Raw genomic sequence first — 25022 nt, forward strand, 5'->3', positions numbered from 1 at the left:
GCAGCCCAACAGGTTGAAAATCGAATGAATGCTCTAGCCCGCCGCGCTGCTGGCCTGCTGCTCAGCGCAGTCTGCCTGCCCCTTTCGGCCCTGGCGGCCGACCCGCAACCGACCCACGAATTCACCCTCGATAACGGCCTCAAGGTCGTCGTGCGAGAGGACCATCGTGCGCCTGTGGTCGTTTCGCAGATCTGGTACAAGGTCGGCTCCAGCTACGAAACCCCGGGCCAGACCGGTCTGTCCCATGCGCTCGAGCACATGATGTTCAAGGGCAGTGAAAAAGTCGGCCCCGGCGAAGCTTCGCTGATCCTGCGTGACCTCGGCGCCGAAGAGAACGCGTTCACCAGCGACGACTTCACTGCTTATTACCAGGTACTGGCCCGCGATCGTCTCGGCGTGGCCTTTGAGCTGGAAGCCGACCGCATGGCCAATCTGCGCCTGCCGGCCGACGAGTTCGCCAAGGAGATCGAAGTCATCAAGGAAGAGCGCCGCTTGCGCACCGATGACAAACCGATGTCCAAGGCCTACGAGCGCTACAAGGCCATGGCTTACCCGGCCAGCGGCTACCACACGCCGACCATCGGCTGGATGGCTGACCTTGACCGCATGAAAGTCGAGGAACTGCGCCACTGGTACCAATCCTGGTACGCGCCGAACAACGCCACGCTGGTGGTGGTCGGTGACGTCACTCCGGACGAAGTGAAAACCCTCGCCCAGCGCTATTTCGGCCCGGTCGCCAAACGCGCCGTGCCGCCGGCGAAAAAACCGCTGGAACTGGCCGAGCCCGGCGAACGCCAGATCACCCTGCGCGTACAAACCCAACTGCCCAGCCTGATGCTCGGCTTCAACGTGCCGAGCATTGCTACCGCTGAAGACAAACGCTCGGTCAACGCCCTGCGCCTGATCTCGGCGCTGCTCGACGGCGGCTACAGCGGGCGCATCCCGACGCAACTGGAACGCGGCGAAGAGCTGGTCTCCGGCGGCTCGTCGGACTATGACGCCTACACCCGCGGCGACAGCCTGTTCACCCTGTCGGCCACGCCAAACACGCAGAAGAAAAAGACCATCGCTCAGGCCGAAGCCGGCTTGTGGAAACTGCTTGAGCAACTGAAAACCACCGCGCCGTCCGCCGAAGAGCTGGAACGCGTCCGCGCTCAAGTCATCGCCGGCCTGGTCTACGAGCGTGACTCGATCACCAGCCAGGCCACCGCGATCGGTCAACTGGAGACGGTCGGCCTGTCGTGGAAGCTGATGGACACCGAACTGGCCGACCTGGAAAGCGTGACCCCGCAAGACATCCAGAACGCCGCGAAAAAGTATTTCACCCGCGAACGTCTCAGCGTCGCCCACGTCCTGCCAATGGAGACGACTCATGAGTGAGCGCAAAACCCCACGCCTGATGCTGCTTGGCCTGCTCGCTGTCGCAGTGATCGGCTCGGCAGCGGTTTATCTGTCGCCAAGCGCGGACAGCCAGGCCAGTGAAGCTCTGGATAACGCCAAGTCCAGTCAGAAACTGCAATCGCTGGCCGAACTCGACGGCAAGGCCCCGGCCAGCCGCAAGCTCGATGTGCAGACCTGGACCACTGCTGAAGGCGCCAAAGTGCTGTTCGTCGAGGCCCATGAGTTGCCGATGTTCGACATGCGCCTGATCTTCGCCGCTGGCAGCAGCCAGGATGGCAACGTACCCGGCCTTGCGGTGCTGACCAACGCCATGCTCAACGAAGGCATCGCCGGCAAGGACGTCGGCGCCATCGCTCAAGGATTTGAAGGCCTCGGCGCGGACTTTGGCAACGGTGCGTTCAAGGACATGGCGCTGGCCTCGCTGCGCAGCCTGAGTGCTGCCGAGCAGCGCGAACCGGCGCTTGAGCTGTTCGCCGAAGTGGTCGGCAAACCGACCTTCCCCGCCGATTCCTTCGCGCGCATCAAGAACCAGTTGCTCGCCGGTTTCGAATACCAGAAACAGAACCCCGGCAAACTCGCCAGCCTCGAGCTGATGAAGCGTCTGTACGGCGACCACCCTTACGCACATTCCAGCGATGGCAATCCGCAAAGCGTGCCGAAGATCACCGTCGCGCAGTTGCGTGAATTCCACGCCAGGGCCTACGCCGCAGGCAATGCGGTGATCGCGCTGGTCGGCGATTTGTCGCGCGCCGAAGCCGAGGCGATTGCCAATCAGGTCTCCTCTGCCTTGCCGAAAGGCCCGGCGCTGGCCAAGATCGCTGCGCCGCAGGAACCGAAGGCCAGCGTCAACCACATCGAGTTTCCGTCGAAACAGACCAACCTGATGCTCGCGCAACTGGGCATCGACCGCGACGATCCTGATTACGCTGCGCTGTCGATGGGCAACCAGATTCTTGGCGGCGGTGGTTTCGGCACGCGCCTGATGAGCGAAGTGCGCGAGAAGCGTGGCCTCACCTATGGCGTGTACTCGGCGTTCAGCCCGATGCAGGCTCGTGGCCCGTTCATGATCAACCTGCAGACCCGCGCCGAGATGAGCGAAGGCACTCTGAAACTGGTGCAGGACGTGCTCGCCGACTACCTGAAAACCGGGCCGACGCAGAAAGAACTCGACGATGCCAAGCGCGAACTGGCCGGCAGCTTCCCGCTGTCCACCGCCAGCAACGCCGACATCGTTGGCCAACTCGGCGCGATGGGCTTCTATAATCTGCCGCTGAGCTATCTGGACGATTTCATGCGTCAGTCGCAGAGCCTGACTGTGGAGCAGGTCCGCGATGCGCTGAACAAACACCTGAGCACGGAGAAAATGGTCATCGTCACCGCTGGCCCGACCGTGCCGCAAAAGCCGCTACCGGCCCCATCTGATAAACCTGCCGAGCAACCGCTCGGGGTTCCGGAGCATTAATGGCGACTCGAGCACCGAAAAAACCTGTGCAAAACGTGCACAACGGCGTGAATCAGCTGCGTATCATTGGCGGCCAGTGGCGCAGCCGCAAGCTGAGCTTTCCCGATGCACCGGGCCTGCGCCCGACCCCGGACCGCGTGCGTGAAACCCTGTTCAACTGGCTCGCGCCGTATGTCGAAGGGGCGAAAGTGCTCGACCCGTTCGCTGGCAGCGGCGCGCTGTTTCTCGAAGCGCTTTCTCGTGGCGCGGCCACGGCTCAGGCGCTGGATGCGAGCAACGTTGCGGTTTCCAGCCTGAAAGAACACCTCGGCACCTTGCGTTGCAGCAACGGCCAGGTTCAAACCGCCGACGCGCTGCGATACCTCGAGACCCAGACCGCGACGCCGTTCGATCTGGTGTTCCTCGACCCGCCGTTCAACCAGAACCTGTTACCAGCGGTTTGTACTTTGCTGGAAGAGCGCCAATGGCTGGCGGCCGATTCGTGGATCTACACTGAAAGCGAAACAGCGCCATCGACGCTGGGCCTGCCGGGCAACTGGCGTTTGCACCGCGAGCAGAAATCCGGTCGCGTGTATTACGCGCTGTGGCAGCGCACGGCGGACATCGCCGGCTGACCAGCTCGCAAGCAACCTGCGGCGAGGGAGCGTGCTTCCTCGCCACGAGCACATCGAGAATCATCGTGCCCCCTTCGCCAGAACGCTTCATTCCCGCCTTCGGCCTCGGCAATCCGCACCTGCAAACCTTGTGGGGGCCGCTGTGGCGCAACACCGTGCACATCGAGCGCGAACGAGAACGCCTGTGGCTCGAAGACGGCGACTTCCTCGACCTCGACTGGCACGGCCCGCACAGCGCCGAGGCGCCTTTGGTACTGGTGCTGCACGGTTTGACCGGTTCTTCCAATTCGCCCTATGTGGCGGGCATTCAAAAAGCCCTGGCCGAGCAGGGCTGGGCCAGCGTCGCGCTGAACTGGCGCGGTTGTTCCGGCGAGCCGAATCTGTTGCCGCGCAGCTACCACTCCGGCGCCAGCGAAGACCTTGCCGAAGCCATCCAGCACCTGCGCGCTAAACGACCGGTGGCACCGCTCTACGCGGTCGGATATTCACTGGGCGGCAACGTGCTGCTCAAACATCTTGGCGAAACCGGCAGCGCCAGCGGCGTACTCGGCGCGGTGGCAGTGTCGGTGCCGTTCAGGCTCGACCAGTGCGCGGACCGTATCGGTCAGGGATTTTCGCGGGTGTATCAGGCGCACTTCATGCGCGAGATGGTCGCCTACATCAAGAACAAGCAACGCCAGTTCCAGCATGACGGGCGCGAAGACGGCCTGGCGAAACTGGCGGCGCTCGGTTCGCTGGAAAACATGCGCACGTTCTGGGATTTCGATGGCCGGATTACCGCCCCGCTGCACGGCTTCGATGATGCCGAGGATTACTACCGCCGCGCCTCGAGCCGCTACTACCTCGGTGAGATCCGCACGCCGACGCTGATCATTCAGGCAGCGGACGATCCGTTCGTGTTCCCGCACAGCCTGCCGCAGGCCGACGAATTGTCAGCCTGTACGCAATTTGAACTGCAGGCGCGTGGCGGTCATGTCGGTTTCGTCGACGGCTCGATGCGCAGGCCCGGGTATTACCTGGAGCGGCGTATCCCGCAGTGGTTGATCGCAGCAGATCGCAGAACATAACTCTTGGCAGGAGCGAGCTCGCGCGCGAAAGCGGTGGGTCAGTTGGCGGTGATGCTGGATGTGCCGATGCCTTCGCGGGCAAGCCCGCTCCCACAGGGATCGTGCTGGAATGAAAATGGATGGCTCAGTTCATTCCATTGTGGGAGCGAGCTTGCTCGCGAAAACGGTGGGTCAGTTGGCCGCGATGTTGGATGTGCCGACGCCTTCGCGGGCGAGCCCGCCCCCACAAGGGATCGTGCTGGAATGAAAATGGATGGCTCAGTTCATTCCATTGTGGGAGCGAGCTTGCTCGCGAAAGCGGTGGGTCAGTTGGCGGTGATGCTGGATGTGCCGACGCCTTCGCGGGCAAGCCCGCTCCCACAGGGATCGTGCTGGAATGAAAATGGATGGCTCAGTTCATTCCATCGTGGGAGCGAGCTTGCTCGCGAAAGCGGTGGGTCAGTTGGCGGTGATGCTGGATGTGCCGACGCCTTCGCGGGCAAGCCCGCTCCGACAAGGGATCAGCGACTTTATTCGCCCGTGGCAATGCCGCGCGACGGTTCGTTTATCCACTCGCTCCACGATCCGGCATACAGCGCGCCCAGCGGATAGCCAGCCAGGCACAGCGCAAACAGGTTATGGCACGCCGTCACCCCGGATCCGCAGTAAGCGACCAGTTCCGACGCAGAGCGCTCGCCCAGTTTCGCGGCAAAGCGCTGCTTGAGCTGCTCCGCCGGCAAGAAGCGCCCATCACTGCCGAGGTTGTCGGTAAACGCCGCACACTGTGCGCCGGGAATATGCCCGGCGACCGGATCGATCGGCTCCATTTCGCCCTTGAAGCGCGACAAGGCGCGGGCGTCGAGCAAGGTCAGCGTTGGCTGGCCGAGGCGTTGCTGCAACTGCTCGGCGCTGAGCAGCAGGTGCATGTCCGGCTGACCGCTGAAGTTACCCGGTGTCACGCTCGGCGGATCCAGGCTCAGCGGCAGGCCGGCCGCGTGCCAGGCCTTGAGCCCGCCATCGAGAATGAACACACCGTCGCGTTTACCCAGCCATGCCAGCAACCACCATGCCCGCGCCGCATACGTACCCGGGCCGTCGTCATACAGAACCACATCGCTGTCGTTGCTGATGCCCCAGGCTTGCAGGCGTTCGATCAGCTCCGCCGCCTCGGGCAACGGATGCCGACCGGTCACGCCCCTCTCTACTTTACCGCTCAGATCACGCTCCAGATCGGCGAAACTCGCCCCGGCAATATGCCCTTCGGCGTAGCTGCGCTGACCGTAATCCGGATCTTCGAGGGCGAAACGACAATCGAGAATTACCAGCCCCGGCTGCTCTTTGCGAACGTCCAGTGCTTGCGGGCTGATCAACTGCGCAATCGACATAACGGGCTCCTGTGGCATTCGGCTGAACGGTTTATTTCACATCTTCGAGAGCCTGCGCCAGCGGCACATAGAACTCGTCGAACAAGGCATTGACCTCATCGCGCGCCTGATCGGTGACAAACCCGGCTTCCAGCACCAGCACCTGATACACGCCTCGCTTTACGGCCTGTTCGCTGAGGTGGTTGGAGTTTTCCCGCGTGGTGCACAGAAAACGTACCCACGAGGTCAGGATGATCCACGCGTTGAGGGTCAGCGATTCGATCTGTACGCGGTCCATTTTCAGGATTCCGGCGGCGACAAAACCTTCGTAGATCGCGGCACCCTGGATCACGCAGCGCTGGGAAAAGCGCCGATAACGCGCGGCCAGTTCCGCATCGCTGTCGAGCAGATGCTCGAGGTCGCGGTGCAGAAAACGGTAGCGCCACATGGCCGAGAGCAGTTCCTTGAGATAGAAACGCTTGTCCTCGACCGTCGCCGGACGGCCCTGAGGCGGACGCAAAAAGCTGTCCACCAGGGCTTCGTACTCACTGAACAACACGGCGATGATCGCCTGCTTGTTGGGGAAGTGGTAGTACAGGTTGCCCGGAGAAATCTCCATGTGCGCGGCGATGTGGTTGGTGCTGACGCTGCGCTCGCCCTGCTGATTGAACAGCTCCAGGCTGTTCTGAACGATGCGCTCGCTGGTTTTTATTCGTGGGGCCATGGCTTGAGCTTTAATTCAGAGTGCGTTGACGGCGCATCTTACGACCTAACCGGAAACGGATAAAACACTGACGTGTGCGGAAGTCGTTTGACTTTCTAGAGTATCGACTCTAAAAAGTGCTCACTACAATAAAATCCGGAGCCTGCGATGACTGCCGATGTTGCCTACCTGCAAACCCTGCAACAGCCTCTTGAAACGCTTGGTCGGCAGTTCCAGGCGCAACGCTCGGCGTATGCCGCCCACCCGATGCCTCCCGCTGCGCAACGGCAACAGTGGCTCAAGGCTCTGCGCGATCTGCTCAGCAGTGAGCGTCAGGCATTGATCGAAGCGATCAGCACCGATTTCAGTCACCGCAGCGCCGACGAAACCCTGCTCGCCGAGCTGATGCCGAGCCTGCACGGCATTCACTACGCCAGCCGTCATCTTAAAAACTGGATGAAGCCATCGCGGCGCAAGGTCGGCGTAGCGTTTCAGCCGGCTTCGGCGAAGGTGGTCTATCAGCCGCTGGGCGTGGTCGGGGTGATCGTGCCGTGGAACTACCCGCTGTATCTGGCCGTAGGACCGATGGTCGGCGCCCTGGCGGCGGGCAATCGGGTGATGCTCAAGCTCAGCGAATCGACCCCGGCCACCGGGCTGCTGCTCAAGCAATTGCTCGCACGGATCTTCCCCGAAGATCTGGTTTGCGTGGTGCTTGGCGAGGCGGATGTCGGCGTAGCCTTCTCGCGCCTGCCTTTCGATCACCTGCTGTTCACCGGCTCCACCAGCGTAGGCAAACATGTCATGCGCGCTGCGGCGGAAAACCTCACGCCAGTGACGCTGGAACTGGGCGGCAAGTCGCCGGCCATCGTCTCCAGAGACGTACCGCTCAAGGACGCCGCCGAACGCATCGCCTTCGGCAAAACCCTCAACGCCGGGCAGACCTGCGTCGCGCCCGACTATGTGCTGGTGCCGGAAGACCGCGTCGGCGCTTTCGTCGAGGCCTATCGTCAGGCTGTGAAAGGCTTCTACCCGACCCTGACCGACAACGCCGACTACACGGCAATCATCAACGAACGCCAGTTGGCCCGGCTCAACGGTTACGTCAGCGACGCGACCAGCAAAGGCGCGCTGCTGATCCCGTTGTTCGAGCAAGGCCAGGGGCGCCGCATGCCGCACAGCGTGCTGCTCAATGTCAGCGATGAGATGACCGTGATGCAGGACGAAATCTTCGGCCCGCTGCTGCCGATCGTGCCTTATCGCGATCTGGAGCAGGCATTGGCTTACATCAACCAGCGGCCTCGTCCTCTGGCTCTTTACTACTTTGGCTACGACAAACGCGAACAGCATCGCGTATTGCACGAGACCCATTCCGGCGGCGTATGCCTGAACGACACCTTGCTGCACGTTGCCCAGGACGATATGCCCTTCGGTGGCATCGGTCCCTCGGGGATGGGCCATTACCACGGCCACGAAGGTTTCCTGACGTTCAGCAAGGCCAAGGGCGTACTGATCAAACAGCGTTTCAATGCGGCGCGGCTGATCTACCCGCCTTACGGCACATCAATTCAGAAACTGATTCAAAAGCTGTTCATTCGCTAAACGTTCGTCGACGCCGGGTAATAACAACAATGCACCCAAGCCTGACCGAAACCCCCACCCTGTCGCGCCGTGGCCTGCTGAAATTCAGCCTCGGCGCCACCGCATTTCTGGCCACTGCCGGCCTTGGCGCCAGCCTGACTGGCTGCTCGTCGAGCGTCAGCGCCAACGGCTTTGTCAGTTTGCGCGACGGCGACCTGCTGTTCCTGCGTGCGCTGATCCCGCTGATGCTCGACGGCGCCGTTGCCGCCGGGGAAATGCCCGCAGCGGTCGACGGCACGCTGAAGTCGCTGGACTACAGCCTCGATCACCTGTCGCCGGAAATGCTCAAGCTCACCCGACAACTGTTCGACGTGCTGGGCATGGCCGTGACCCGCGGGCCGCTTACGGGGATCTGGGGCAGTTGGGAAAACGCCAGTGCCGAAGCGATGCGGCAATTCCTCGAACGCTGGGAGAACAGTGCTCTGAACCTGCTGCGCATGGGCCATAGCTCGTTGCAGCAAATGGTGATGATGGCTTGGTACACCCGCGCTGAATCCTGGGCGCATTGCGGTTATCCCGGGCCGCCGACCGTCTGAGATCGGCGGCGTGGCCTTCGCGAGCGAGCTCGCGAAAAGTCCCTCAAGAACAATAAAAACCAGAGAACCTGACCGATGCCCGTACCCGATCCCTTCCGCGAAGGCCTTGCCCGAGGCTGGAAAACCTACAACGGCGCGCAACTGAGCGGCGACCTCACTCTGGAAGCCGACGTCGCCATCATCGGCAGCGGCGCCGGTGGTGGTACGACGGCAGAGATTCTCAGCGCGGCCGGCTACAAAGTCCTGCTGATCGAAGAAGGCCCGTTGAAAACCAGCTCGGATTTCAAACTGCTCGAAGACGAGGCCTACAGCAGCCTGTATCAGGAAGGCATCGGGCGCATGAGCAAGGACGGCGCGATCACGATCCTGCAGGGGCGCGCGGTCGGTGGCACGACGCTGATCAACTGGACCTCGAGTTTCCGCACGCCCGAGCCGACCCTCGAACACTGGGCCAGCGAGCACAACGTCACAGGCCATAGCCCGGCAGAGATGGCGCCGTGGTTCGAAAAAATGGAGCAGCGCCTGGGCGTCGCGCCGTGGACGGTGCCGCCCAACGCCAACAACGACGTGATCCGCAAAGGCTGCGAGCAACTCGGCTACAGCTGGCATGTGATTCCACGCAACGTGCGCGGCTGCTGGAACCTCGGCTATTGCGGCATGGGCTGCCCGAGCAACGCCAAGCAATCGATGATGGTCACGACCATCCCGGCGACGCTGGAAAAGGGCGGCGAGCTGCTGTATCTGGCGCGGGTGCAGAAACTGCTCATCAGCGGCGACAAGGTTACCGGTCTGCATTGCGTGGCGATGGACGAACGCTGCGTCGAGCCGACCGGGCGCAGCATCACGGTCAAGGCTCGGCATTACGTGCTGGCCGGCGGTGGTATCAACAGCCCGGCGCTGTTGCTGCGCTCTGACGCGCCGGATCCGCATGAGCGGGCAGGCAAGCGTACTTTTCTGCACCCGGTGAACATGTCCGCCGCGCGCTTCGCCGAGGTGGTCAATCCGTTCTACGGCGCGCCGCAGTCAATCTATTCCGATCATTTCCAGTGGAAGGACGGCACTACCGGGCCGATGGCGTTCAAACTCGAAGTGCCACCGCTGCACCCGGCGCTGGCGGCGACGCTGCTCGGTGGTTCTGGTGGGGAGAACGCGCAACACATGGCTGATCTGCCGCACACCCACGCAATGCTGGCGCTGCTGCGCGACGGCTTCCATCCGGACAGCAGCGGTGGCTCGGTGGAGTTGCGCGGCGACGGCTCGCCGGTGCTCGACTATCAAGTCTCGCCATACGCCTGGGACGGGTTGCGTCGGGCCTTTCATGTCATGGCGGACATTCAGTTCGCTGGCGGTGCGCAAGCGGTCATGCCGATGCATGCCGATGGTCGTTATGTGAAGACACTCGCCGAGGCGCGCTCAATGATCGATGGATTGAGCCTGGAGCTGTACCGCACGCGACTCGGCAGTGCCCACGTCATGGGCGGTTGCGCAATGGGTGAAGATCCGAAAAGCGCGGTCGCCGACAGCCTCGGTCGCCATCATCAGCTCAGGAATCTGTCGATTCACGACGGCTCGCTGTTCCCCACCAGCATTGGCGCCAACCCGCAGCTGTCGGTGTATGGTCTGACCGCGCAACTGGCGACAGCCTTGGCTGACCGACTGAAAAATCCATGAAAAAGCAGAATATTCCTATCGTCTATAGTGCTTTCTTACCCAACAGGCGACTTGGCCGACCGGGAAGGCTGCGATACCATCCGACTCCCCAACGGACTCCCGCCAGGACGACGCGATGAACCGAGTGTTGTACCCAGGTACCTTCGACCCTATTACCAAGGGCCATGGCGATCTGGTCGAACGCGCCTCGCGCCTGTTCGATCACGTGATCATTGCGGTCGCCGCCAGCCCGAAAAAGAACCCGCTGTTCCCGCTGGAACAACGGGTCGAACTGGCTCGCGAGGTCACTAAACACCTGCCGAACGTAGAAGTGGTCGGTTTTTCGACGCTGCTTGCGCACTTCGCCAAAGAGCAGAACGCCAACGTGTTCCTGCGTGGTTTGCGAGCGGTGTCAGACTTCGAATATGAATTCCAGCTCGCCAACATGAACCGCCAACTGGCGCCGGATGTGGAGAGCCTGTTTCTCACGCCGTCCGAGCGTTATTCGTTCATTTCCTCGACGCTGGTCCGGGAAATTGCCGCGCTGGGCGGCGACATCAGCAAGTTCGTCCACCCGGCCGTGGCCGACGCGCTGACCCTACGCTTTAAAAAGTAGGAGCTGCCGAAGGCTCGGGCTGCGATCAGACGATCTTTGTTTTTTGATCGCAGCCATGCCCTTGATCGCCCCCGCGTGCACTGCGCTCGCCAATGCGGCACAATTGCGCGCATTGATTTATAGCGCCCGGGCCTGCCGCCCCGGCTGGAGTTAGCATGTCCCTGATCATTACCGACGATTGCATCAACTGCGACGTCTGCGAACCCGAGTGCCCGAACGCCGCCATCTCCCAAGGCGAAGAGATCTACGTGATCGACCCGAACCTGTGCACTCAGTGCGTCGGCCACTATGACGAACCGCAGTGCCAGCAGGTCTGCCCGGTGGATTGCATTCCACTGGACGAAGCCCATCCGGAGACTGAAGAACAGTTGATGGAGAAGTACCGCAAGATCACCGGCAAGGCCTGAATCGCTAAAAAGATCGTCCGATCGCGGCCCGAGCCTTCGGACGATCTTTTGATCCTGTCCTTCACTCGCGCTGCTCGAACCCCTCCCCCGTACACCCCAGACACCGCATGAACGCCGCTTTCGCCGGGTCAACCACCAGCGCCTGCCCGGCATCGCCGACACCGCCGCCCAACGCGGTAAACGGCAACGACACCACAAATGCTCCCGCACCGATTACCGTGGCCACCACCAGCAAAGGCCGGGCAATCAGCAAATCACCGAGCATGGCGTAGGCCGGGGGATTCTGAATGGTGTAACGCGGGTCACCGCTGCCGTTTTCCGAGGCCTGAACGAGCAGGCTGGAACACAGCAGCAGCGTGACGGAGAAGACTTGCAGGACTTTCATGGCACGATCCTTCGGGCTGCACAGTGAGACTTCTCACTATAGACCCAAGGATTTTTTCAGCTCTGGCAGCGCGGGCAGAACACGCTGGCGCGCTGGCCCAGCTTCACTTCGCGCAGGCCGGTGCCGCAGACCTTGCAGTGCTGACCGCCGCGGCCGTAGACAAACAGCTCCTGCTGGAAATAGCCCGGCTGACCATCACCGCCAATGAAATCGCGCAACGTGGTACCGCCACGCTCGATGGCGGCGGCGAGGATTCGTTTGATCTCGATCGCCAGTTTCAGATAACGCCCACGGGAGATACCACCCGCCTCGCGGCGCGGATCAATGCCCGCAGCGAACAGCGCTTCGGTCGCATAAATATTGCCGACTCCGACCACCACCGCGTTGTCCATGATGAAAGGTTTGACCGCCATCGAACGTCCGCGTGACAGCTTGTACAACCTTTCACCATCGAACAGATCAGTCAGCGGCTCCGGCCCGAGGCGAATCAGCAGCTCGTGATTGAGCGGGTCGTTGCTCCACAGCATCGCGCCGAAGCGCCGCGGATCGGTGTAGCGCAGGGCCAGTCCCGATTCCAGTTCGATGTCGACGTGCTCGTGCTTCAATGCCGGCAACCCGGCCTCGACCAGACGCAGATTGCCGGACATGCCCAAATGGCTGATCAGCGTGCCGATCTCGGCGTTGATCAACAGGTATTTGGCGCGCCGCTCGACCTGCACGATTCGCTGCCCGGAAAGGCGTACATCCAGGTCTTCCGGGATCGGCCAGCGCAGACGCCGGTCGCGGACGATGACCCGGCTGACCCGCTGGCCTTCCAGGTGCGGGGCGATCCCGCGACGGGTGGTTTCGACTTCCGGCAGTTCAGGCATGGTGTCCTCGGATCAATGCGCGCCGAGGTCGCGAATCGTTTGTTTGAGTGTTTCGAAATCGTAGTCAGACAGACCGACGTAATCGAGCACCAGCGGGCCGACCGCATTCCATTCGAAATCTTCGTTCTGGTTGCCCAGCACCCGGTAAGAGGCGCAGATGTGCTCGGCCATTTTCAGAATCGCCAGCAAGTTTTTCAGCTGGCTGTTTTTCGACGATTCGTCGCTGAAAATCGCCAGGGCATTGTGGTGATTGGCGATGGCAGCGCTGACATGCTCCGGCAGGCGCCAGGACTTGGCCGTGTAATAACCGACCACGGCGTGGTTGGTGTTGAACACACGGTTTTCCGTATCGACCACGCGGCATTCCGGGCTGGCGCTGGCGTAGGCCTCTTCCAGCACGGTCATGTAATTGGGGAAACGTTGCAGCATCAGCGGCACGCCGCAGTCATGGAACAGGCCCAAGGCATAGGCTTCGTCGCCGGCCTGGGTGCCGATGCGCTTGGCCAGGGTCAGGCAGGTCATCGCCACATCCTGCGCGGTGTCCCAGAAACGGTTGAGGGTGACGATGGTGTCGTCGTTCATCTCGCCCTTGATCGACTGCGCGTTGATCAGGTTGATGATCGAGCGGCTGCCCAACAGGTTCACCGCACGCTGGATCGAGGTGATCTTGTTGCTCAGACCGTAATACGGCGAGTTGACGATTTTCAGCAGCGCGCCGGACAGACCGGGGTCCTGGGAGATCAGTTTGGCGATCACCTCCAGGTCCGGGTCGGGCATGTACTGCTCCATTTGCAGATCCACCATGATCTGCGGTTGCGCCGGCACACTGATGCCTTGCAGCGATTGTTGAATCTGTTCGGTGGTCAGCTCTTGGGACATAAGTACACACTCCGGGGCAGGCGGCGATTCTAACCGCTGAAACGGCAGGGGGACACACCGATGGGCACATCGCCGGAACTTTCATCCGCGCACAGGCTTCGGACTCTGTAGGGCGCATCGGACCTCGACGGTTCGCTGCGAAGGCAAAATCTCCACAGACTCAGGAGCTTACCGATGGCAACTTCCCTCAATGGCAAACGCGTCGCTATTTTGGTTACCGATGGTTTCGAACAGGTCGAAATGACCGGTCCCAAGGATGCCCTGGAGCAGGCCGGCGTGCAGGTCGATATCCTGTCGGCCGAGACCGGCACGGTCAAAGGCTGGAACCATGACAAACCGGCGGACGACTTCCCGGTCGCCAACACCTTCCAGGCTGTGAGCGTCGATCAATACGATGCCGTGCTCCTGCCCGGTGGCGTGCAGAATTCCGACACCATCCGTATCGACCAGGACGCTCAGCATCTGGTCAAGACCGCAGCCTCGGCCGGCAAGCCGATTGCCGTGATCTGCCATGGCAGCTGGCTGCTGATCTCGGCGGGACTGGTCAATGGCAAGACCATGACCAGCTACAAAACGGTCAAGGACGATCTGGTCAATGCCGGCGCGAACTGGGTCGATCAGGAAGTGGTCAAGGACGGCAACCTGATCAGCAGCCGCCAGCCGGATGATGTGCCGGCGTTCAGTCAAGCGCTGATTGACGCACTGGCTGCGTAATCTTCGGCATCGCTCCCACACCGGATTTTGTGTTCATCTGTGGGAGCGAGCTTGCTCGCGAAGGCATCGTCAGCGTTTCATCGCATCCTCAGCCCAGCGCAAACCTCAACACGCTATACTCCCGCTCTTTTTTCCGGAGCGACGTCATGTCCCTGCCTAGCCTGCGCCTCAAAGCCAACGCCGACCGTCGCCTGCGCAACGGCCACTTGTGGGTCTACAGCAATGAAATCGACGTGGCCGCCACGCCTCTGCACGGCTTCAAGGCCGGTGATCAGGCGGTGCTGGAAGCCGCCGGCGGCAAGCCGTTGGGCATCGTCGCCATGAGCCCGAACAACCTGATTTGCGCGCGCCTGCTGTCGCGCGATATCAAGCTGGCCCTGGACAAGTCGCTGCTGGTACATCGCCTGAATGTCGCGCTGTCGCTACGCGAGCGTCTGTTCGACAAGCCGTTCTACCGCCTGGTCTACGGCGATTCCGACCTGTTGCCGGGCCTGGTGGTTGATCGTTTCGGTGACATCCTCGTAGTGCAGATCGCCTCGGCGACCATGGAAGCGCATAAAGACGACGTGATCGCCGCGCTGACCCAGGTGCTCAAGCCAAGCGGCATCCTTTTCAAGAATGACTCCGCCGCCCGGGACGCCGAAGGCCTCAACCGTTATGTCGAAACCGTGTTCGGTCTGGTGCCGGAATGGGTCGCGCTGGAGGAGAACGGCGTCAAGTTCGAAGCGCCGGTCATTCAAGGCCAGAAAACCGGCTGGTTTTACGACCACCGCATGAACCGCGCACGCCTGGCACCGTACGCCAAAGGCAAACGCGTACTCGACCTCTATAGCTACATCGGTGGCTGGGGTGTGCAGGCCGCTGCATTCGGCGCCAGCGAAGTGTTCTGCGTCGACGCGTCCGCATTCGCCCTCGACGGCGTCGAGCGCAACGCTGCGCTGAACGGCTTTGCCGACAAGATGACCTGCATCGAAGGCGATGTCTTTGAAGCGCTGAAGGAACTGAAGGCCAGCGAAGAGCGTTTCGACGTGATCGTTGCCGATCCGCCAGCCTTCATCAAGCGTAAAAAAGACATGAAGAACGGCGAAGGCGCCTATCGTCGTCTGAATGAGCAAGCCATGCGCCTGCTGACCAAGGACGGCATTCTGGTCAGCGCTTCATGCTCGATGCATCTGCCGGAAGATGATCTGCAGAACATCCTGTTGACCAGCGCCCGTCATCTGGACCGCAACATCCAGATGCTCGAGCGTGGCGGTCAGGGCCCGGATCACCCGGTGCATCCAGCCATCGCCGAAACGCGCTACATCAAGAGCATCACCTGCCGGCTATTGCCCAACAGCTGATCGCAATTGCACACGGGGAGCCGCCGAGCTCCCCGTTTTTTTTGCCCCGCCCTCTGCGCTGATTCACACTCGACGTGAGTGTTTTGCCCTCTTCCTACAACTATTTTCTCACTGCCTTGCAGGAAGTTTCGTCGCGCCTATTAATTAGCGAAATTAAACCTACACAGTTAGCCCACCGCAATAGATCGCTCCGACAAAATTACTGGAATATTCCTACTTAATATCCGCTTGCCAATATCCGATTACAAACTATTATGAAGTTGTCGCCACGAAGCGACCTCAACTTTCAATGAACAAGGAGTTCACATCATGAAAACGGTTTATCTGGAAACAAATAAAATCGCCAACCTGGCCTTCCTCGTTGCAGCCAACGCCCGCTAAGTAAGTCTGGACGCCGGGGAGTGCCGGCACTCCGGTGTCCTCAAGACTTTCCCTGAGTGATCTGAATCAATGCATATCAATCCTTTCCTGTTTATATTGCCGCGCCCGCCCGGACAAGTTGTCTGGAACTACAAGAATCATACTCAACATGAGCTTGATCTTGATTACTCCCATCGCCTCGCCACTCTTATCTACAACCCGAACTTGTTTGACCCGAACAACATAATAGACACACAACTTCTGGCCGCAGGCATTCTAACAGTTTCAAAAATAGACAGTCCGAACTGGGGCTGGGATGAATTATCGAAGATTTATCATATCGGCACGCAGAACATCCCCTGCGAACATGCACCGCAGAACATTCACGAGTGGTCAAGACAATATCTGGCGCATTGCAGCGAAGTGTTGGCGAAACCAGAACCAGCGACAGCCAGAAAGCAGCACCCAGTGGAGGCACTCATCACCTTGCCTGCACCCGGCGCAATGAATGGTGACAGCCTGACTCAGGCATTGCTGAAGCGCAAAACCTGCCGCGCCTATACCGGGGCGGCGGTGACACTGGAAGAGATTGCCACGCTGCTGTATTTCACTCTCGGCTATCTCCCTGCGCGCAAGAATGCCGAGGACGATCCTGTCGCACCCGGGCTTGAGGCCCGCCGGAGCAGTCCATCAGGCGGGGGGCTGAACGCCTGTGAAGGTTTTGTTCTGGCGCAGAACGTTGTCGGGCTTGAACCGGGAATTTACGCCTATCATCCGGGCGAGCACGCCTTGAGCCAGGTTAATCCTTTGCCCGAACCGGCCCTGGGGCAAATGCTCGGGGGCCAGCACTTCATCAACAATCTGCCGTTGGGCGTATTCATCACCGCCAGGTTCGATCGTCTCTGGTGGAAGTACGAACACTCGCGCGCCTACCGCATGGCATTCATCGAGGCGGGCCACCTTTCGCAAACCTTCCAGCTGGTTGCAACGACGCTGGGGCTCAATACCTGGCTGACCGGCGCTTTTGCCGATGCGCAGGTCGAAAACCTGCTCGGCCTCAAAGGCAGCGCCGAGCAACCGTTGTTTTTCGTCGGTTGCGGCGAAAGCGACGGCCAGGCCATGTGCCAGGAAATGCGGGAACTGCTGTGGGGGGTGTCGTCTTGATTTCTACGCTGCCGGATCAGAGCGAAGCCCCGGTGTCATGGTCGCTCAAATTCACTCTTCCCGACTGGGAAAGCCGCGCGTCCGTACGCAGTAGCACCCATGATTATCGATTGCCGAGCGATGTCGAAAAGCAACTGCAGACCCGCTACTGGTTCCCGCCAGCCTTTTTGCCTTATCTGGCGCACCCGGCCATCCAGGCCAAGGGTAGCGAGACCTTGCACCGCCTCACTGCCAATCATCTGGTGTATTTCCTCGATTACACCACCCTGCTTGAGCACCGCATCGTCAACCGCGCCGTGGAAGTCATCGTGCATCGCGAGCTGCCCATCTATATACCGCTGCCTATGAAGCACGCTGCGCTCCAGCTGTACACCGATGAGGGATATCACGCACTGTTTTCCAACCAGATTGCTGAGCAGATCGCCGCGCACTACTGCATCACCCGGCGACCCGTCATTCCGAAGCGGATCACCCGCATGAACGCTCTGATCGCGCGCGCACCGGAAAAGAACCGTGCGCTGGCCTGGTTTCTGCTCGGCTTCGTCTCGGAAACCATCATTGCCCGTGAGTTGCTCGATGTGTGCCGCAACACGCTGGTGTCCAGCGTGAACGACATGCTGCGTGACCATCTTGCCGACGAAGCCCGGCACAGCCATTACTTTGCTGAAGCCTTCCATTACTTCTGGATTGCGATGAACAGTCGCCAGCGTTTGTTCGCCGCCAGGATCCTTGTGGAGATCATCCCGATTTTCTTCGAAGTCGATGAAAGCTGGCTGCAACAAAGCTTGCGCTCGGCCGGTATTGCCGAAACCGACATGAAAGAGATTGTCGGCGCCATGGCAACGGTGCAGGCCAGCCGTGAGCGTGCCCGCGCCGGCTCCAAATCCACCCTGGAGGCCCTGCACAAGGCGGTTTTTTTTGCGCTGCCCCATAACCTGACCCTTTTCGCCAAGGCGGGACTGCTCGATGAATGACCACAGCCGTGTCGTAACCCATCAACGACAGCGCGGTGCCGTCAGCCTGTTATTGGCAATGATCCTGCTCGGCGTATTCCCGCTGGACGTACTGCTGCCCTCCTTCCCGGCGTTGGCGGCACATTTTGGTCGTTCGCCGAGCGACATCGCACTATCGATCAGCCTGTTCGCCTTAGGCATCGCGTTTGCCCAACTGTTGATCGGCCCGTTGTCCGACATGATCGGGCGCAAGGGTCTGCTGCTGGGAGGCGTGAGCGTGTCGCTGCTCGGCGCCCTCGGCTGCGCGCTGAGCAATGACTACATACTGTTCCTGGTTTTCCGGCTGATGCAGGCGATGGGGTGCGGGTGCTTCGTGCTGTCTCAGGCGCTGGTGCAGGATCTGTTCGAAGACCACGAACGTGATCGGCTGCGGATCCTGATGGTCACAGCGACAGGCATCTTCATTTCGGTATCACCGCTGGCGGGCACGTTTCTGCAGGCAACCCTTGGTTGGCGCGGCAGTTTTTGGGTGTTTATCGCCCTTGCAGCGGTGGTTCTGGTCAAAACCTGGCGACTGCTCGACAACAGCCGGCCTGTTCAGAACGGTCCACACCTGAGCTTCATTCAGTCCTACAGACTGGTGCTGAGTAGTTTCCCGTTTGTCGGCTATTGGCTGATTTCCGCATTCGCTTTCGCCTGCCACTTCTCCTTCATCGTCACATCGCCGCTGATCTTCATGGAGCAGTTGCAGATGGCGCCTTACGATTTCGCTTTGATTCTGCTGATCTATGGCGGCGCTTATGTCCTCGGCGGCCTGCTCGCCAGCGTGCTGAACCGGCTTATCGATGCGCAACAGCAGATTTTCACCGGGCTGAGTCTGATCCTGCTCTCGGGTCTGGTGATGCTCTATCTGGCCACTAATCATGAGCTGTCAGCTGCGACGGTGCTGGTTCCAATGCTGATCTGCACCGCGGGTACCACCATTTCTCGGCCACCGGCCACCTCCCGCGCCATGAGCCTGTTTGCCGAAAATGCCGGAGCATCGGCATCAGCTGGAAGTACCATCATCTTTATCTGTGGCGGGCTGGTCAGTGCCCTGATCAGCCTCGGCCCGGCCAACCTGCAAGCGACGCTGGGTTACGGTTTTGTGGTGCTCAGCGGCATATCCCTGTTGCTCAACAGCGCGATTGGCCGGCGCGCCAGCAAACTGCACAGCAATCCGGTAGTGCCGGGAGGCGACCATTGACCTTGCCAGTCGTCATTACGCAAGCCTCTTCGGCACGGGAACAATGTTTTACGCCATTCCCTCAAGACGCCAGCGGTGTAGAATCGCCTCATTCATCGCCATTCATCCCCGGCGGGTTTATGAGCTCAGGCTGAGACCAGCGGCGATCCCGCAACGTTATCGGCAGCTTCAGGACACACGGCCATTTTTCGGGTGTTTCAGAGGTCAACAGAAGCTCACTCCCCTTTAGTACGTGATTAGCCGCCCGGAGTGCTCCATGCCAGATTACCGCTCGAAAACATCCACCCACGGTCGCAACATGGCCGGCGCCCGCGCATTGTGGCGCGCCACCGGCATGAAAGATGACGACTTCAAGAAGCCGATCATTGCCATTGCCAACTCGTTTACCCAGTTCGTCCCGGGGCATGTGCACCTGAAGGACCTGGGTCAACTGGTCGCCCGCGAGATCGAACGTGCCGGTGGCGTGGCCAAGGAATTCAACACCATTGCAGTCGATGACGGCATCGCCATGGGCCACGATGGCATGCTGTATTCGCTGCCGAGCCGCGAGATCATCGCCGACTCCGTCGAGTACATGGTCAACGCCCACTGCGCCGACGCCATCGTCTGCATTTCCAACTGCGACAAGATCACCCCGGGCATGCTGATGGCCGCGCTGCGCCTGAACATTCCGGTGATCTTCGTTTCCGGCGGCCCGATGGAAGCCGGCAAGACCAAACTCGCCTCCCACGGTCTCGACCTCGTCGACGCCATGGTGATCGCCGCCGACTCCAGCGCTTCTGACGAGAAGGTCGCCGAGTACGAGCGCAGCGCCTGTCCGACCTGCGGTTCGTGCTCCGGCATGTTCACCGCCAACTCGATGAACTGCCTGACAGAAGCATTGGGTCTGGCCTTGCCGGGCAACGGTTCCACTCTGGCCACCCACAGCGACCGCGAACAACTGTTCCTGCAGGCCGGGCGCACCATCGTCGAGCTGTGCAAGCGTTACTACGGCGAGAACGACGATTCCGTGCTGCCGCGCAACATCGCCAACTTCAAGGCATTCGAGAACGCAATGATGCTCGACATCGCCATGGGCGGTTCGACCAACACCATTCTGCACTTGCTCGCAGCGGCTCAGGAAGCCGAGATCGATTTCGACCTGCGCGACATCGACCGTCTCTCGCGCAGCGTGCCGCAGCTGTGCAAAGTGGCGCCGAATATCCAGAAATACCACATGGAAGACGTGCACCGCGCCGGCGGCATTTTCAGCATTCTCGGTTCGCTGGCCCGTGGCGGCCTGCTGCATACCGACCTGCCGACCGTGCACAGCCGCAGCATGGAAGAAGCCATCGCCAAGTGGGACATCACCCAGACTGACGATGAAGCCGTGCATCACTTCTTCAAGGCAGGCCCGGCAGGCATCCCGACCCAGACTGCGTTCAGCCAGTCGACCCGTTGGGAAACCCTGGACGACGACCGTGAAAACGGCTGCATCCGCAGCTTCGAACATGCCTATTCGAAAGAAGGTGGCCTCGCCGTGCTGTACGGCAACATCGCGCAGGATGGTTGCGTGGTGAAAACCGCAGGTGTCGATGAGTCGATCCACGTCTTCGAAGGCAACGCGAAAATCTTCGAAAGCCAGGACAGCGCCGTGCGCGGCATCCTCGCCGACGAAGTGAAGGAAGGTGACATCGTCATCATTCGCTACGAAGGCCCGAAAGGCGGCCCGGGCATGCAGGAAATGCTCTACCCGACTTCGTACCTGAAATCCAAAGGCCTGGGCAAAGCCTGCGCACTGCTGACTGACGGCCGCTTCTCCGGCGGTACTTCCGGTCTGTCGATCGGCCACGCTTCGCCGGAGGCTGCGGCTGGCGGAGCGATCGGTCTGGTGCAGGACGGCGACAAAGTGCTGATCGACATTCCGAACCGCTCGATCAACCTGTTGGTCAGCGATGAAGAACTGGCGGCACGCCGCGCCGAGCAGGACAAGAAAGGCTGGAAACCGGTTGAGGTGCGTCCACGCAAAGTGACCACTGCGCTCAAGGCCTACGCCCTGCTGGCGACCAGTGCGGACAAGGGTGCGGTGCGTAACAAAGCGATGCTCGACGGGCTGTAAACGTCCAGGCGCAGAAACAAAAATGCCCCGCCAACGTGCGGGGCATTTTTTTAGCCGTCTGACACTGATCGTTCCCACGCTCCTGCGTGGGAATGCCTCAAGGGACGCTCCGCGTCCAGTGACGCGGAGCGTCACGGGCTGCATTCCCACGCGGAGCGTGGGAACGATCAAATCTGGCTCACGTCCCTACAGGAATACGGTGTGGGTTACTGAATATCCTCTGGCTTGACGATCACCCAGTTTTTATCCGCCGTCACCGGCAGCCCTTCCTTGGCCTGCGCCGCGGCGTGCTTGGCCATCATGCCGTTGATTTGCGTCATGTACTTGTCCTTGCGGTTAATCCACAAGTGGATGCCGCCCTTGGCCACGTCGACATCATGGAACAGCATGTAACCGTCGCTGGTGGGGGTGTCGCCACCGACCAGTACCGGTTTTTTCCATTCATCGATATAGGTGAGGATCGCCGCGTGCTTGCCAGCCATCCACGTTGCCGGAGTCCAGAGGTACGGCGTCAATTCGAGGCCGAGGTTGGCCTTCTCGTCATATTTGCCGGTGGTGATCTGCTTGCGCGCGGTGGTCAGTTCACCGGTTTTCCGATCCTTGAGCAGCAGTGAAACGCCAATCACGTTTTGCGGTTTGACGTTGTAGCCGTACTTGGGATCCGCCGCGACCATGCGCACCAGTTCCTCTGAAGCGGCGGTCATCACATAGACCTCGATGCCGTTCTCCATCAGTTTGTTGTACAGCTCCTGCTGGCCAGTGAAGATTTTCGGCGGATTGACGTCGAGCTTCTTCACCACATCACCTTCGTAATACGTCGCCGGCACCGGTTTGCCCGAAGCCATCAGTTCGTCGACGTAGCCCTTGAGCTCCTTGAGGGTGAAGCCGGAAAACACCTGCGCCACCCACGGGTAACAAACCATGTCGTCGACTTCGCAGAGCCGGTAGTAATAACTGAACAGGCTCTCCTTGTGTTCGGCAGTGTCCTTGAACGGCATCAGCTTCAGCGAGGGATCAAGCGTGTCGCGGGTGATCAGGCCCTTGTTTTCCATGAACGGCAGCAAGGACTCTTCGAGGTCGTAGCGGTAACTGGTGTTGTCCATGTCGAACACCGCGTAATGACCCTTGTTGGCGTTGGCGGCGATCATCGCGTTCAGTGCCTTGGCCTGATCCGCCGGCCAATGCTTGAGCTCCGTGGCAAACACCTGACCGGCGAGGCCCGCCGCCAATGCCACAGCCAACAACGTGCGTGCAATTCTCATAGCGCTACTCCCCCGATGCAAAGAGTTCGACGCTAACAAATAAGTGTGACAACCCTCGCCTGTCAGCGACTGCATACGTCCCCTGCGCGCCAGATGCATTGCCGACAGCGACACGCGCTTATTCCAAAAACGACGGACGCCCAGCCATTTCGGTATTAAATCATTGCAAATCAAGCTGTTAGGCTTGCCGGTTCGCAGCAGCCTCGGATGGCTGTTGGCACAGTCTTTTCTGGAGTTCCCATGAATCTACCGCTGATTCTCAACCTGCTGGTGTTCCTCGCCCTGCTTTTGGGTCTTGCGCGAACCCGCCACACGACCTGGAGCCTGGCGAAAAAAGTCCTGCTTGCACTGGTCCTCGGTGTGGCGTTCGGCGTTGCCCTGCACACGATTTACGGTGCCGGCAACCCGGTACTGAAAGCCTCGATCAGCTGGTTCGATCTGGTCGGCAACGGTTACGTGCAGTTGCTGCAAATGATCGTGATCCCGCTGGTCTTCGCTTCGATCCTCAGCGCCGTGGCGCGTCTGCACAACGCCTCGTCGCTGGGCAAGATCAGTTTCCTGACCATCGGCACGCTGCTGTTCACCACCGCCATCGCGGCGCTGGTCGGCATCGGCCTGACCAACCTGTTCGGCCTCACCGCCGAAGGTCTGGTTGCCGGCACTCAGGAAATGGCGCGTCTGCAAACCATTCAGAACGACTACGCCGGCAAGGTCGCCGACCTGAATGTGCCGCAGTTGCTGCTGTCATTCATCCCGCAGAACCCGTTCGCCGACCTGGCGCGGGCCAAACCGACCTCGATCATCAGCGTAGTGATTTTCGCCGCGTTCCTTGGGGTCGCCGCGCTGCAACTGCTCAAGGATGACGTGGAAAAAGGTCAGAAAGTGATCAATGCCATCGACACCCTGCAGGCCTGGGTGATGCGCCTGGTGCGTCTGGTGATGAAGCTGACCCCGTACGGTGTGCTGGCGCTGATGACCAAAGTGGTCGCCGGTTCCAACCTGCAGGACATCATCAAGCTCGGCAGTTTCGTCGTGGTCTCGTACCTCGGCCTGGGACTGATGTTCGTGGTGCACGGTGTGCTGGTGTCGGCCGCCGGGATCAACCCGCTGCGCTTCTTCCGCAAGATCTGGCCGGTGTTGACGTTTGCCTTCACCAGCCGCTCCAGCGCGGCGACCATTCCGCTGAGCATCGAGGCGCAGACCCGGCGTCTGGGGATTCCGTCGTCGGTCGCCAGTTTCGCTGCGTCGTTCGGCGCAACCATTGGCCAGAACGGATGCGCCGGCCTGTACCCGGCAATGCTGGCGGTGATGGTGGCGCCGACGGTGGGTATCAATCCGCTGGATCCGCTGTGGATCGCGACGCTGGTGGCGATTGTCACGTTGAGTTCGGCCGGTGTGGCCGGGGTCGGCGGTGGCGCGACGTTCGCGGCACTGATCGTGCTGCCGGCGATGGGTTTGCCGGTGTCATTGGTGGCGTTGCTGATTTCGGTCGAGCCGTTGATTGATATGGGGCGTACCGCGCTGAACGTGAGTGGCTCGATTACCGCCGGGGCGATTACCAGTCAGGTGATGCAGCAGACGGATAAAGCATTGCTGGATGCTGATGAGCATGCCGAGTTGGCTCAGGCGTGATGTAAAGCAAGATCAAAAGAACGCAGCCTTCGGCAGCTCCTACAGGAGAGATGCGTACATCCTGTAGGAGCTGCCGAAGGCTGCGATCTTTTAGGCTTTTTCCCAGACTTCGAAGTTGTACGCGGGTTTATCTTCAACCGCCGGATTTTCAACATTCGACACCAGTTTCCACTGGTGCACATCAAACTCCGGAAACCACGCATCGCCCTCAGGGCTCAGCGCCACGCGGGTCAGGTACAGACGATCAGCTTGCGCCAGTCCCTGCGCATACAACTGCGCGCCGCCAATCAGCATCAATTCATCAACGCCCTGCGCCTTCGCCCATTCCTCGGCGCGAATCACGGCAGCTTCCAGCGATGCATACACCTCGGCGCCCTCCAGCACTAAATCGGGCTGACGGCTGACCACGATATTCAGACGCCCCGGCAACGGCCGACCCAGCGAATCCCAGGTCTTGCGGCCCATGATGATCGGCTTGCCGAGCGTGGTCGCCTTGAAGTATTTGAAGTCCCCCGGCAGGTGCCAGGGCATGCTGTTGTCGACGCCGATCACGCGGTTTTCACCGAGGGCTGCGATCAGGCTGAGGGGAAGTGATTTAGTCATGCCGGCGAGGATACCAGAGCCGCGCTTACCCCGATAAGCGCCACAGCGGTTATGCTCAGCGCTCGATTTAGCGACGG

23 protein-coding genes are annotated in these 25022 nt (G+C 60.6%); 16 read left to right on the forward strand and 7 right to left on the reverse strand.

Annotated features, from left to right (window positions below):
• Nucleotides 1-24: 24 nt before the first annotated feature.
• The 4 genes from ACIGDJ_RS13515 (at nt 25) to ACIGDJ_RS13530 (ending at nt 4544) form a co-directional block, all read left to right on the forward strand.
• Nucleotides 25-1380: a pitrilysin family protein gene (locus tag ACIGDJ_RS13515; RefSeq protein WP_101161280.1), complete on the forward strand. Its 1356-nt coding sequence runs from the start codon at nt 25-27 to the stop codon at nt 1378-1380.
• Entirely contained in the window at nt 1373-2863 is a 1491-nt protein-coding gene (locus tag ACIGDJ_RS13520) for a M16 family metallopeptidase (protein WP_397478643.1), read from the forward strand. Before ACIGDJ_RS13515 ends, ACIGDJ_RS13520 begins: the two co-directional genes overlap by 8 nt.
• On the forward strand, nt 2863-3477 hold the full coding sequence (gene rsmD, locus ACIGDJ_RS13525) for a 16S rRNA (guanine(966)-N(2))-methyltransferase RsmD (protein ID WP_101161286.1): 615 nt from the start codon (nt 2863-2865) through the stop codon (nt 3475-3477). The genes ACIGDJ_RS13520 and rsmD overlap by 1 nt, the downstream gene beginning before the upstream one ends.
• 65 nt (nt 3478-3542) lie before the next feature.
• Nucleotides 3543-4544 (forward strand): hydrolase, encoded by a 1002-nt coding sequence (locus ACIGDJ_RS13530; protein ID WP_397478644.1) that lies wholly within the window; start codon nt 3543-3545, stop codon nt 4542-4544.
• A gap of 509 nt (nt 4545-5053) precedes the next feature.
• Here the strand turns inward: ACIGDJ_RS13530 and ACIGDJ_RS13535 are convergent.
• Nucleotides 5054-5908 (reverse strand): sulfurtransferase, encoded by an 855-nt coding sequence (locus tag ACIGDJ_RS13535; protein WP_397478645.1) that lies wholly within the window; start codon nt 5906-5908, stop codon nt 5054-5056.
• Between the two features lie 31 nt (nt 5909-5939).
• Nucleotides 5940-6611 carry a TetR/AcrR family transcriptional regulator gene (locus ACIGDJ_RS13540; RefSeq protein WP_016772708.1) on the reverse strand — a complete coding sequence of 224 codons (672 nt, stop codon included), beginning with the start codon at nt 6609-6611 and terminating at the stop codon, nt 5940-5942.
• Nucleotides 6612-6758: 147 nt separating this feature from the next.
• Here ACIGDJ_RS13540 and ACIGDJ_RS13545 point away from each other — a divergent pair, with 147 nt between their 5' ends.
• The 5 genes from ACIGDJ_RS13545 (at nt 6759) to ACIGDJ_RS13565 (ending at nt 11437) form a co-directional block, all read left to right on the forward strand.
• On the forward strand, nt 6759-8189 hold the full coding sequence (locus tag ACIGDJ_RS13545; protein WP_397478646.1) for a coniferyl aldehyde dehydrogenase: 1431 nt from the start codon (nt 6759-6761) through the stop codon (nt 8187-8189).
• Nucleotides 8190-8218: 29 nt separating this feature from the next.
• On the forward strand, nt 8219-8764 hold the full coding sequence (locus ACIGDJ_RS13550; protein WP_312999697.1) for a twin-arginine translocation pathway signal protein: 546 nt from the start codon (nt 8219-8221) through the stop codon (nt 8762-8764).
• A gap of 75 nt (nt 8765-8839) precedes the next feature.
• Complete coding sequence (locus ACIGDJ_RS13555) at nt 8840-10435, forward strand: GMC family oxidoreductase N-terminal domain-containing protein (RefSeq protein WP_397478647.1); 1596 nt, start codon at nt 8840-8842, stop codon at nt 10433-10435.
• Nucleotides 10436-10550: 115 nt separating this feature from the next.
• Nucleotides 10551-11030 (forward strand): pantetheine-phosphate adenylyltransferase, encoded by a 480-nt coding sequence (coaD, locus tag ACIGDJ_RS13560; protein WP_003229157.1) that lies wholly within the window; start codon nt 10551-10553, stop codon nt 11028-11030.
• Between the two features lie 155 nt (nt 11031-11185).
• Nucleotides 11186-11437: a YfhL family 4Fe-4S dicluster ferredoxin gene (locus ACIGDJ_RS13565; RefSeq protein ID WP_003195146.1), complete on the forward strand. Its 252-nt coding sequence runs from the start codon at nt 11186-11188 to the stop codon at nt 11435-11437.
• 61 nt (nt 11438-11498) lie between these two features.
• Here the strand turns inward: ACIGDJ_RS13565 and ACIGDJ_RS13570 are convergent, their stop codons facing one another.
• The 3 genes from ACIGDJ_RS13570 to ACIGDJ_RS13580 are packed head-to-tail and all read right to left on the reverse strand — an operon-like array spanning nt 11499 to nt 13516.
• On the reverse strand, nt 11499-11822 hold the full coding sequence (locus ACIGDJ_RS13570; protein ID WP_101161304.1) for a multidrug transporter: 324 nt from the start codon (nt 11820-11822) through the stop codon (nt 11499-11501).
• 56 nt (nt 11823-11878) lie between these two features.
• Nucleotides 11879-12691 carry a bifunctional DNA-formamidopyrimidine glycosylase/DNA-(apurinic or apyrimidinic site) lyase gene (mutM, locus tag ACIGDJ_RS13575; RefSeq protein WP_397478649.1) on the reverse strand — a complete coding sequence of 271 codons (813 nt, stop codon included), beginning with the start codon at nt 12689-12691 and terminating at the stop codon, nt 11879-11881.
• 12 nt (nt 12692-12703) lie between these two features.
• On the reverse strand, nt 12704-13516 hold the full coding sequence (locus ACIGDJ_RS13580) for an HDOD domain-containing protein (RefSeq protein ID WP_397478662.1): 813 nt from the start codon (nt 13514-13516) through the stop codon (nt 12704-12706).
• A gap of 228 nt (nt 13517-13744) precedes the next feature.
• Between ACIGDJ_RS13580 and ACIGDJ_RS13585 the strand changes: the two genes are divergently transcribed.
• The 6 genes from ACIGDJ_RS13585 (at nt 13745) to ilvD (ending at nt 21448) form a co-directional block, all read left to right on the forward strand.
• Nucleotides 13745-14284: a type 1 glutamine amidotransferase domain-containing protein gene (locus ACIGDJ_RS13585; protein ID WP_101161312.1), complete on the forward strand. Its 540-nt coding sequence runs from the start codon at nt 13745-13747 to the stop codon at nt 14282-14284.
• A 146-nt stretch (nt 14285-14430) separates the two neighbouring features.
• Nucleotides 14431-15627, forward strand: coding sequence for a class I SAM-dependent rRNA methyltransferase (locus tag ACIGDJ_RS13590; protein ID WP_016772700.1), 1197 nt, complete (start codon nt 14431-14433; stop codon nt 15625-15627).
• A 450-nt stretch (nt 15628-16077) separates the two neighbouring features.
• Nucleotides 16078-17151: a SagB family peptide dehydrogenase gene (locus ACIGDJ_RS13595; RefSeq protein ID WP_101161317.1), complete on the forward strand. Its 1074-nt coding sequence runs from the start codon at nt 16078-16080 to the stop codon at nt 17149-17151.
• Complete coding sequence (locus ACIGDJ_RS13600; protein WP_397478650.1) at nt 17148-18125, forward strand: diiron oxygenase; 978 nt, start codon at nt 17148-17150, stop codon at nt 18123-18125. The genes ACIGDJ_RS13595 and ACIGDJ_RS13600 overlap by 4 nt, the downstream gene beginning before the upstream one ends.
• Nucleotides 18118-19350 (forward strand): MFS transporter, encoded by a 1233-nt coding sequence (locus ACIGDJ_RS13605; RefSeq protein WP_312999710.1) that lies wholly within the window; start codon nt 18118-18120, stop codon nt 19348-19350. Before ACIGDJ_RS13600 ends, ACIGDJ_RS13605 begins: the two co-directional genes overlap by 8 nt.
• 256 nt (nt 19351-19606) lie before the next feature.
• Entirely contained in the window at nt 19607-21448 is a 1842-nt protein-coding gene (gene ilvD / locus ACIGDJ_RS13610; protein WP_101161326.1) for a dihydroxy-acid dehydratase, read from the forward strand.
• 206 nt (nt 21449-21654) lie between these two features.
• Here ilvD and ACIGDJ_RS13615 read toward each other — a convergent pair whose 3' ends face one another.
• Complete coding sequence (locus ACIGDJ_RS13615; RefSeq protein ID WP_312999713.1) at nt 21655-22710, reverse strand: haloacid dehalogenase-like hydrolase; 1056 nt, start codon at nt 22708-22710, stop codon at nt 21655-21657.
• 240 nt (nt 22711-22950) lie between these two features.
• Here ACIGDJ_RS13615 and ACIGDJ_RS13620 point away from each other — a divergent pair, with 240 nt between their 5' ends.
• On the forward strand, nt 22951-24342 hold the full coding sequence (locus tag ACIGDJ_RS13620; RefSeq protein WP_312999716.1) for an L-cystine transporter: 1392 nt from the start codon (nt 22951-22953) through the stop codon (nt 24340-24342).
• Nucleotides 24343-24432: 90 nt separating this feature from the next.
• On the opposite strand, the gene ACIGDJ_RS13625 is transcribed toward ACIGDJ_RS13620, so the two are convergent.
• Complete coding sequence (locus ACIGDJ_RS13625) at nt 24433-24945, reverse strand: dihydrofolate reductase (RefSeq protein ID WP_101161335.1); 513 nt, start codon at nt 24943-24945, stop codon at nt 24433-24435.
• Between the last annotated feature and the right edge of the window lie 77 nt (nt 24946-25022).

Source organism: Pseudomonas sp. NPDC079367, from assembly GCF_044542195.1.
Lineage (GTDB): Bacteria > Pseudomonadota > Gammaproteobacteria > Pseudomonadales > Pseudomonadaceae > Aquipseudomonas.

Excerpts from the sequence above, each read along its gene's own strand:
- ACIGDJ_RS13515 (WP_101161280.1), top strand. The coding sequence starts at position 25 with ATGAATGCTCTAGCCCGCCGCGCTGCTGGCCTGCTGCTCAGCGCAGTC.
- ACIGDJ_RS13535 (WP_397478645.1), bottom strand. The coding sequence starts at position 5,908 with ATGTCGATTGCGCAGTTGATCAGCCCGCAAGCACTGGACGTTCGCAAA.
- ACIGDJ_RS13585 (WP_101161312.1), top strand. The coding sequence starts at position 13,745 with ATGGCAACTTCCCTCAATGGCAAACGCGTCGCTATTTTGGTTACCGAT.
- ACIGDJ_RS13620 (WP_312999716.1), top strand. The coding sequence starts at position 22,951 with ATGAATCTACCGCTGATTCTCAACCTGCTGGTGTTCCTCGCCCTGCTT.
- coaD (WP_003229157.1), top strand. The coding sequence starts at position 10,551 with ATGAACCGAGTGTTGTACCCAGGTACCTTCGACCCTATTACCAAGGGC.
- ACIGDJ_RS13550 (WP_312999697.1), top strand. The coding sequence starts at position 8,219 with ATGCACCCAAGCCTGACCGAAACCCCCACCCTGTCGCGCCGTGGCCTG.
- ACIGDJ_RS13565 (WP_003195146.1), top strand. The coding sequence starts at position 11,186 with ATGTCCCTGATCATTACCGACGATTGCATCAACTGCGACGTCTGCGAA.
- ACIGDJ_RS13590 (WP_016772700.1), top strand. The coding sequence starts at position 14,431 with ATGTCCCTGCCTAGCCTGCGCCTCAAAGCCAACGCCGACCGTCGCCTG.
- ACIGDJ_RS13615 (WP_312999713.1), bottom strand. The coding sequence starts at position 22,710 with ATGAGAATTGCACGCACGTTGTTGGCTGTGGCATTGGCGGCGGGCCTC.
- ACIGDJ_RS13570 (WP_101161304.1), bottom strand. The coding sequence starts at position 11,822 with ATGAAAGTCCTGCAAGTCTTCTCCGTCACGCTGCTGCTGTGTTCCAGC.
- rsmD (WP_101161286.1), top strand. The coding sequence starts at position 2,863 with ATGGCGACTCGAGCACCGAAAAAACCTGTGCAAAACGTGCACAACGGC.
- ACIGDJ_RS13595 (WP_101161317.1), top strand. The coding sequence starts at position 16,078 with ATGCATATCAATCCTTTCCTGTTTATATTGCCGCGCCCGCCCGGACAA.
- ACIGDJ_RS13605 (WP_312999710.1), top strand. The coding sequence starts at position 18,118 with ATGAATGACCACAGCCGTGTCGTAACCCATCAACGACAGCGCGGTGCC.
- ACIGDJ_RS13555 (WP_397478647.1), top strand. The coding sequence starts at position 8,840 with ATGCCCGTACCCGATCCCTTCCGCGAAGGCCTTGCCCGAGGCTGGAAA.
- ACIGDJ_RS13545 (WP_397478646.1), top strand. The coding sequence starts at position 6,759 with ATGACTGCCGATGTTGCCTACCTGCAAACCCTGCAACAGCCTCTTGAA.
- ACIGDJ_RS13540 (WP_016772708.1), bottom strand. The coding sequence starts at position 6,611 with ATGGCCCCACGAATAAAAACCAGCGAGCGCATCGTTCAGAACAGCCTG.
- ACIGDJ_RS13625 (WP_101161335.1), bottom strand. The coding sequence starts at position 24,945 with ATGACTAAATCACTTCCCCTCAGCCTGATCGCAGCCCTCGGTGAAAAC.
- mutM (WP_397478649.1), bottom strand. The coding sequence starts at position 12,691 with ATGCCTGAACTGCCGGAAGTCGAAACCACCCGTCGCGGGATCGCCCCG.
- ilvD (WP_101161326.1), top strand. The coding sequence starts at position 19,607 with ATGCCAGATTACCGCTCGAAAACATCCACCCACGGTCGCAACATGGCC.
- ACIGDJ_RS13520 (WP_397478643.1), top strand. The coding sequence starts at position 1,373 with ATGAGTGAGCGCAAAACCCCACGCCTGATGCTGCTTGGCCTGCTCGCT.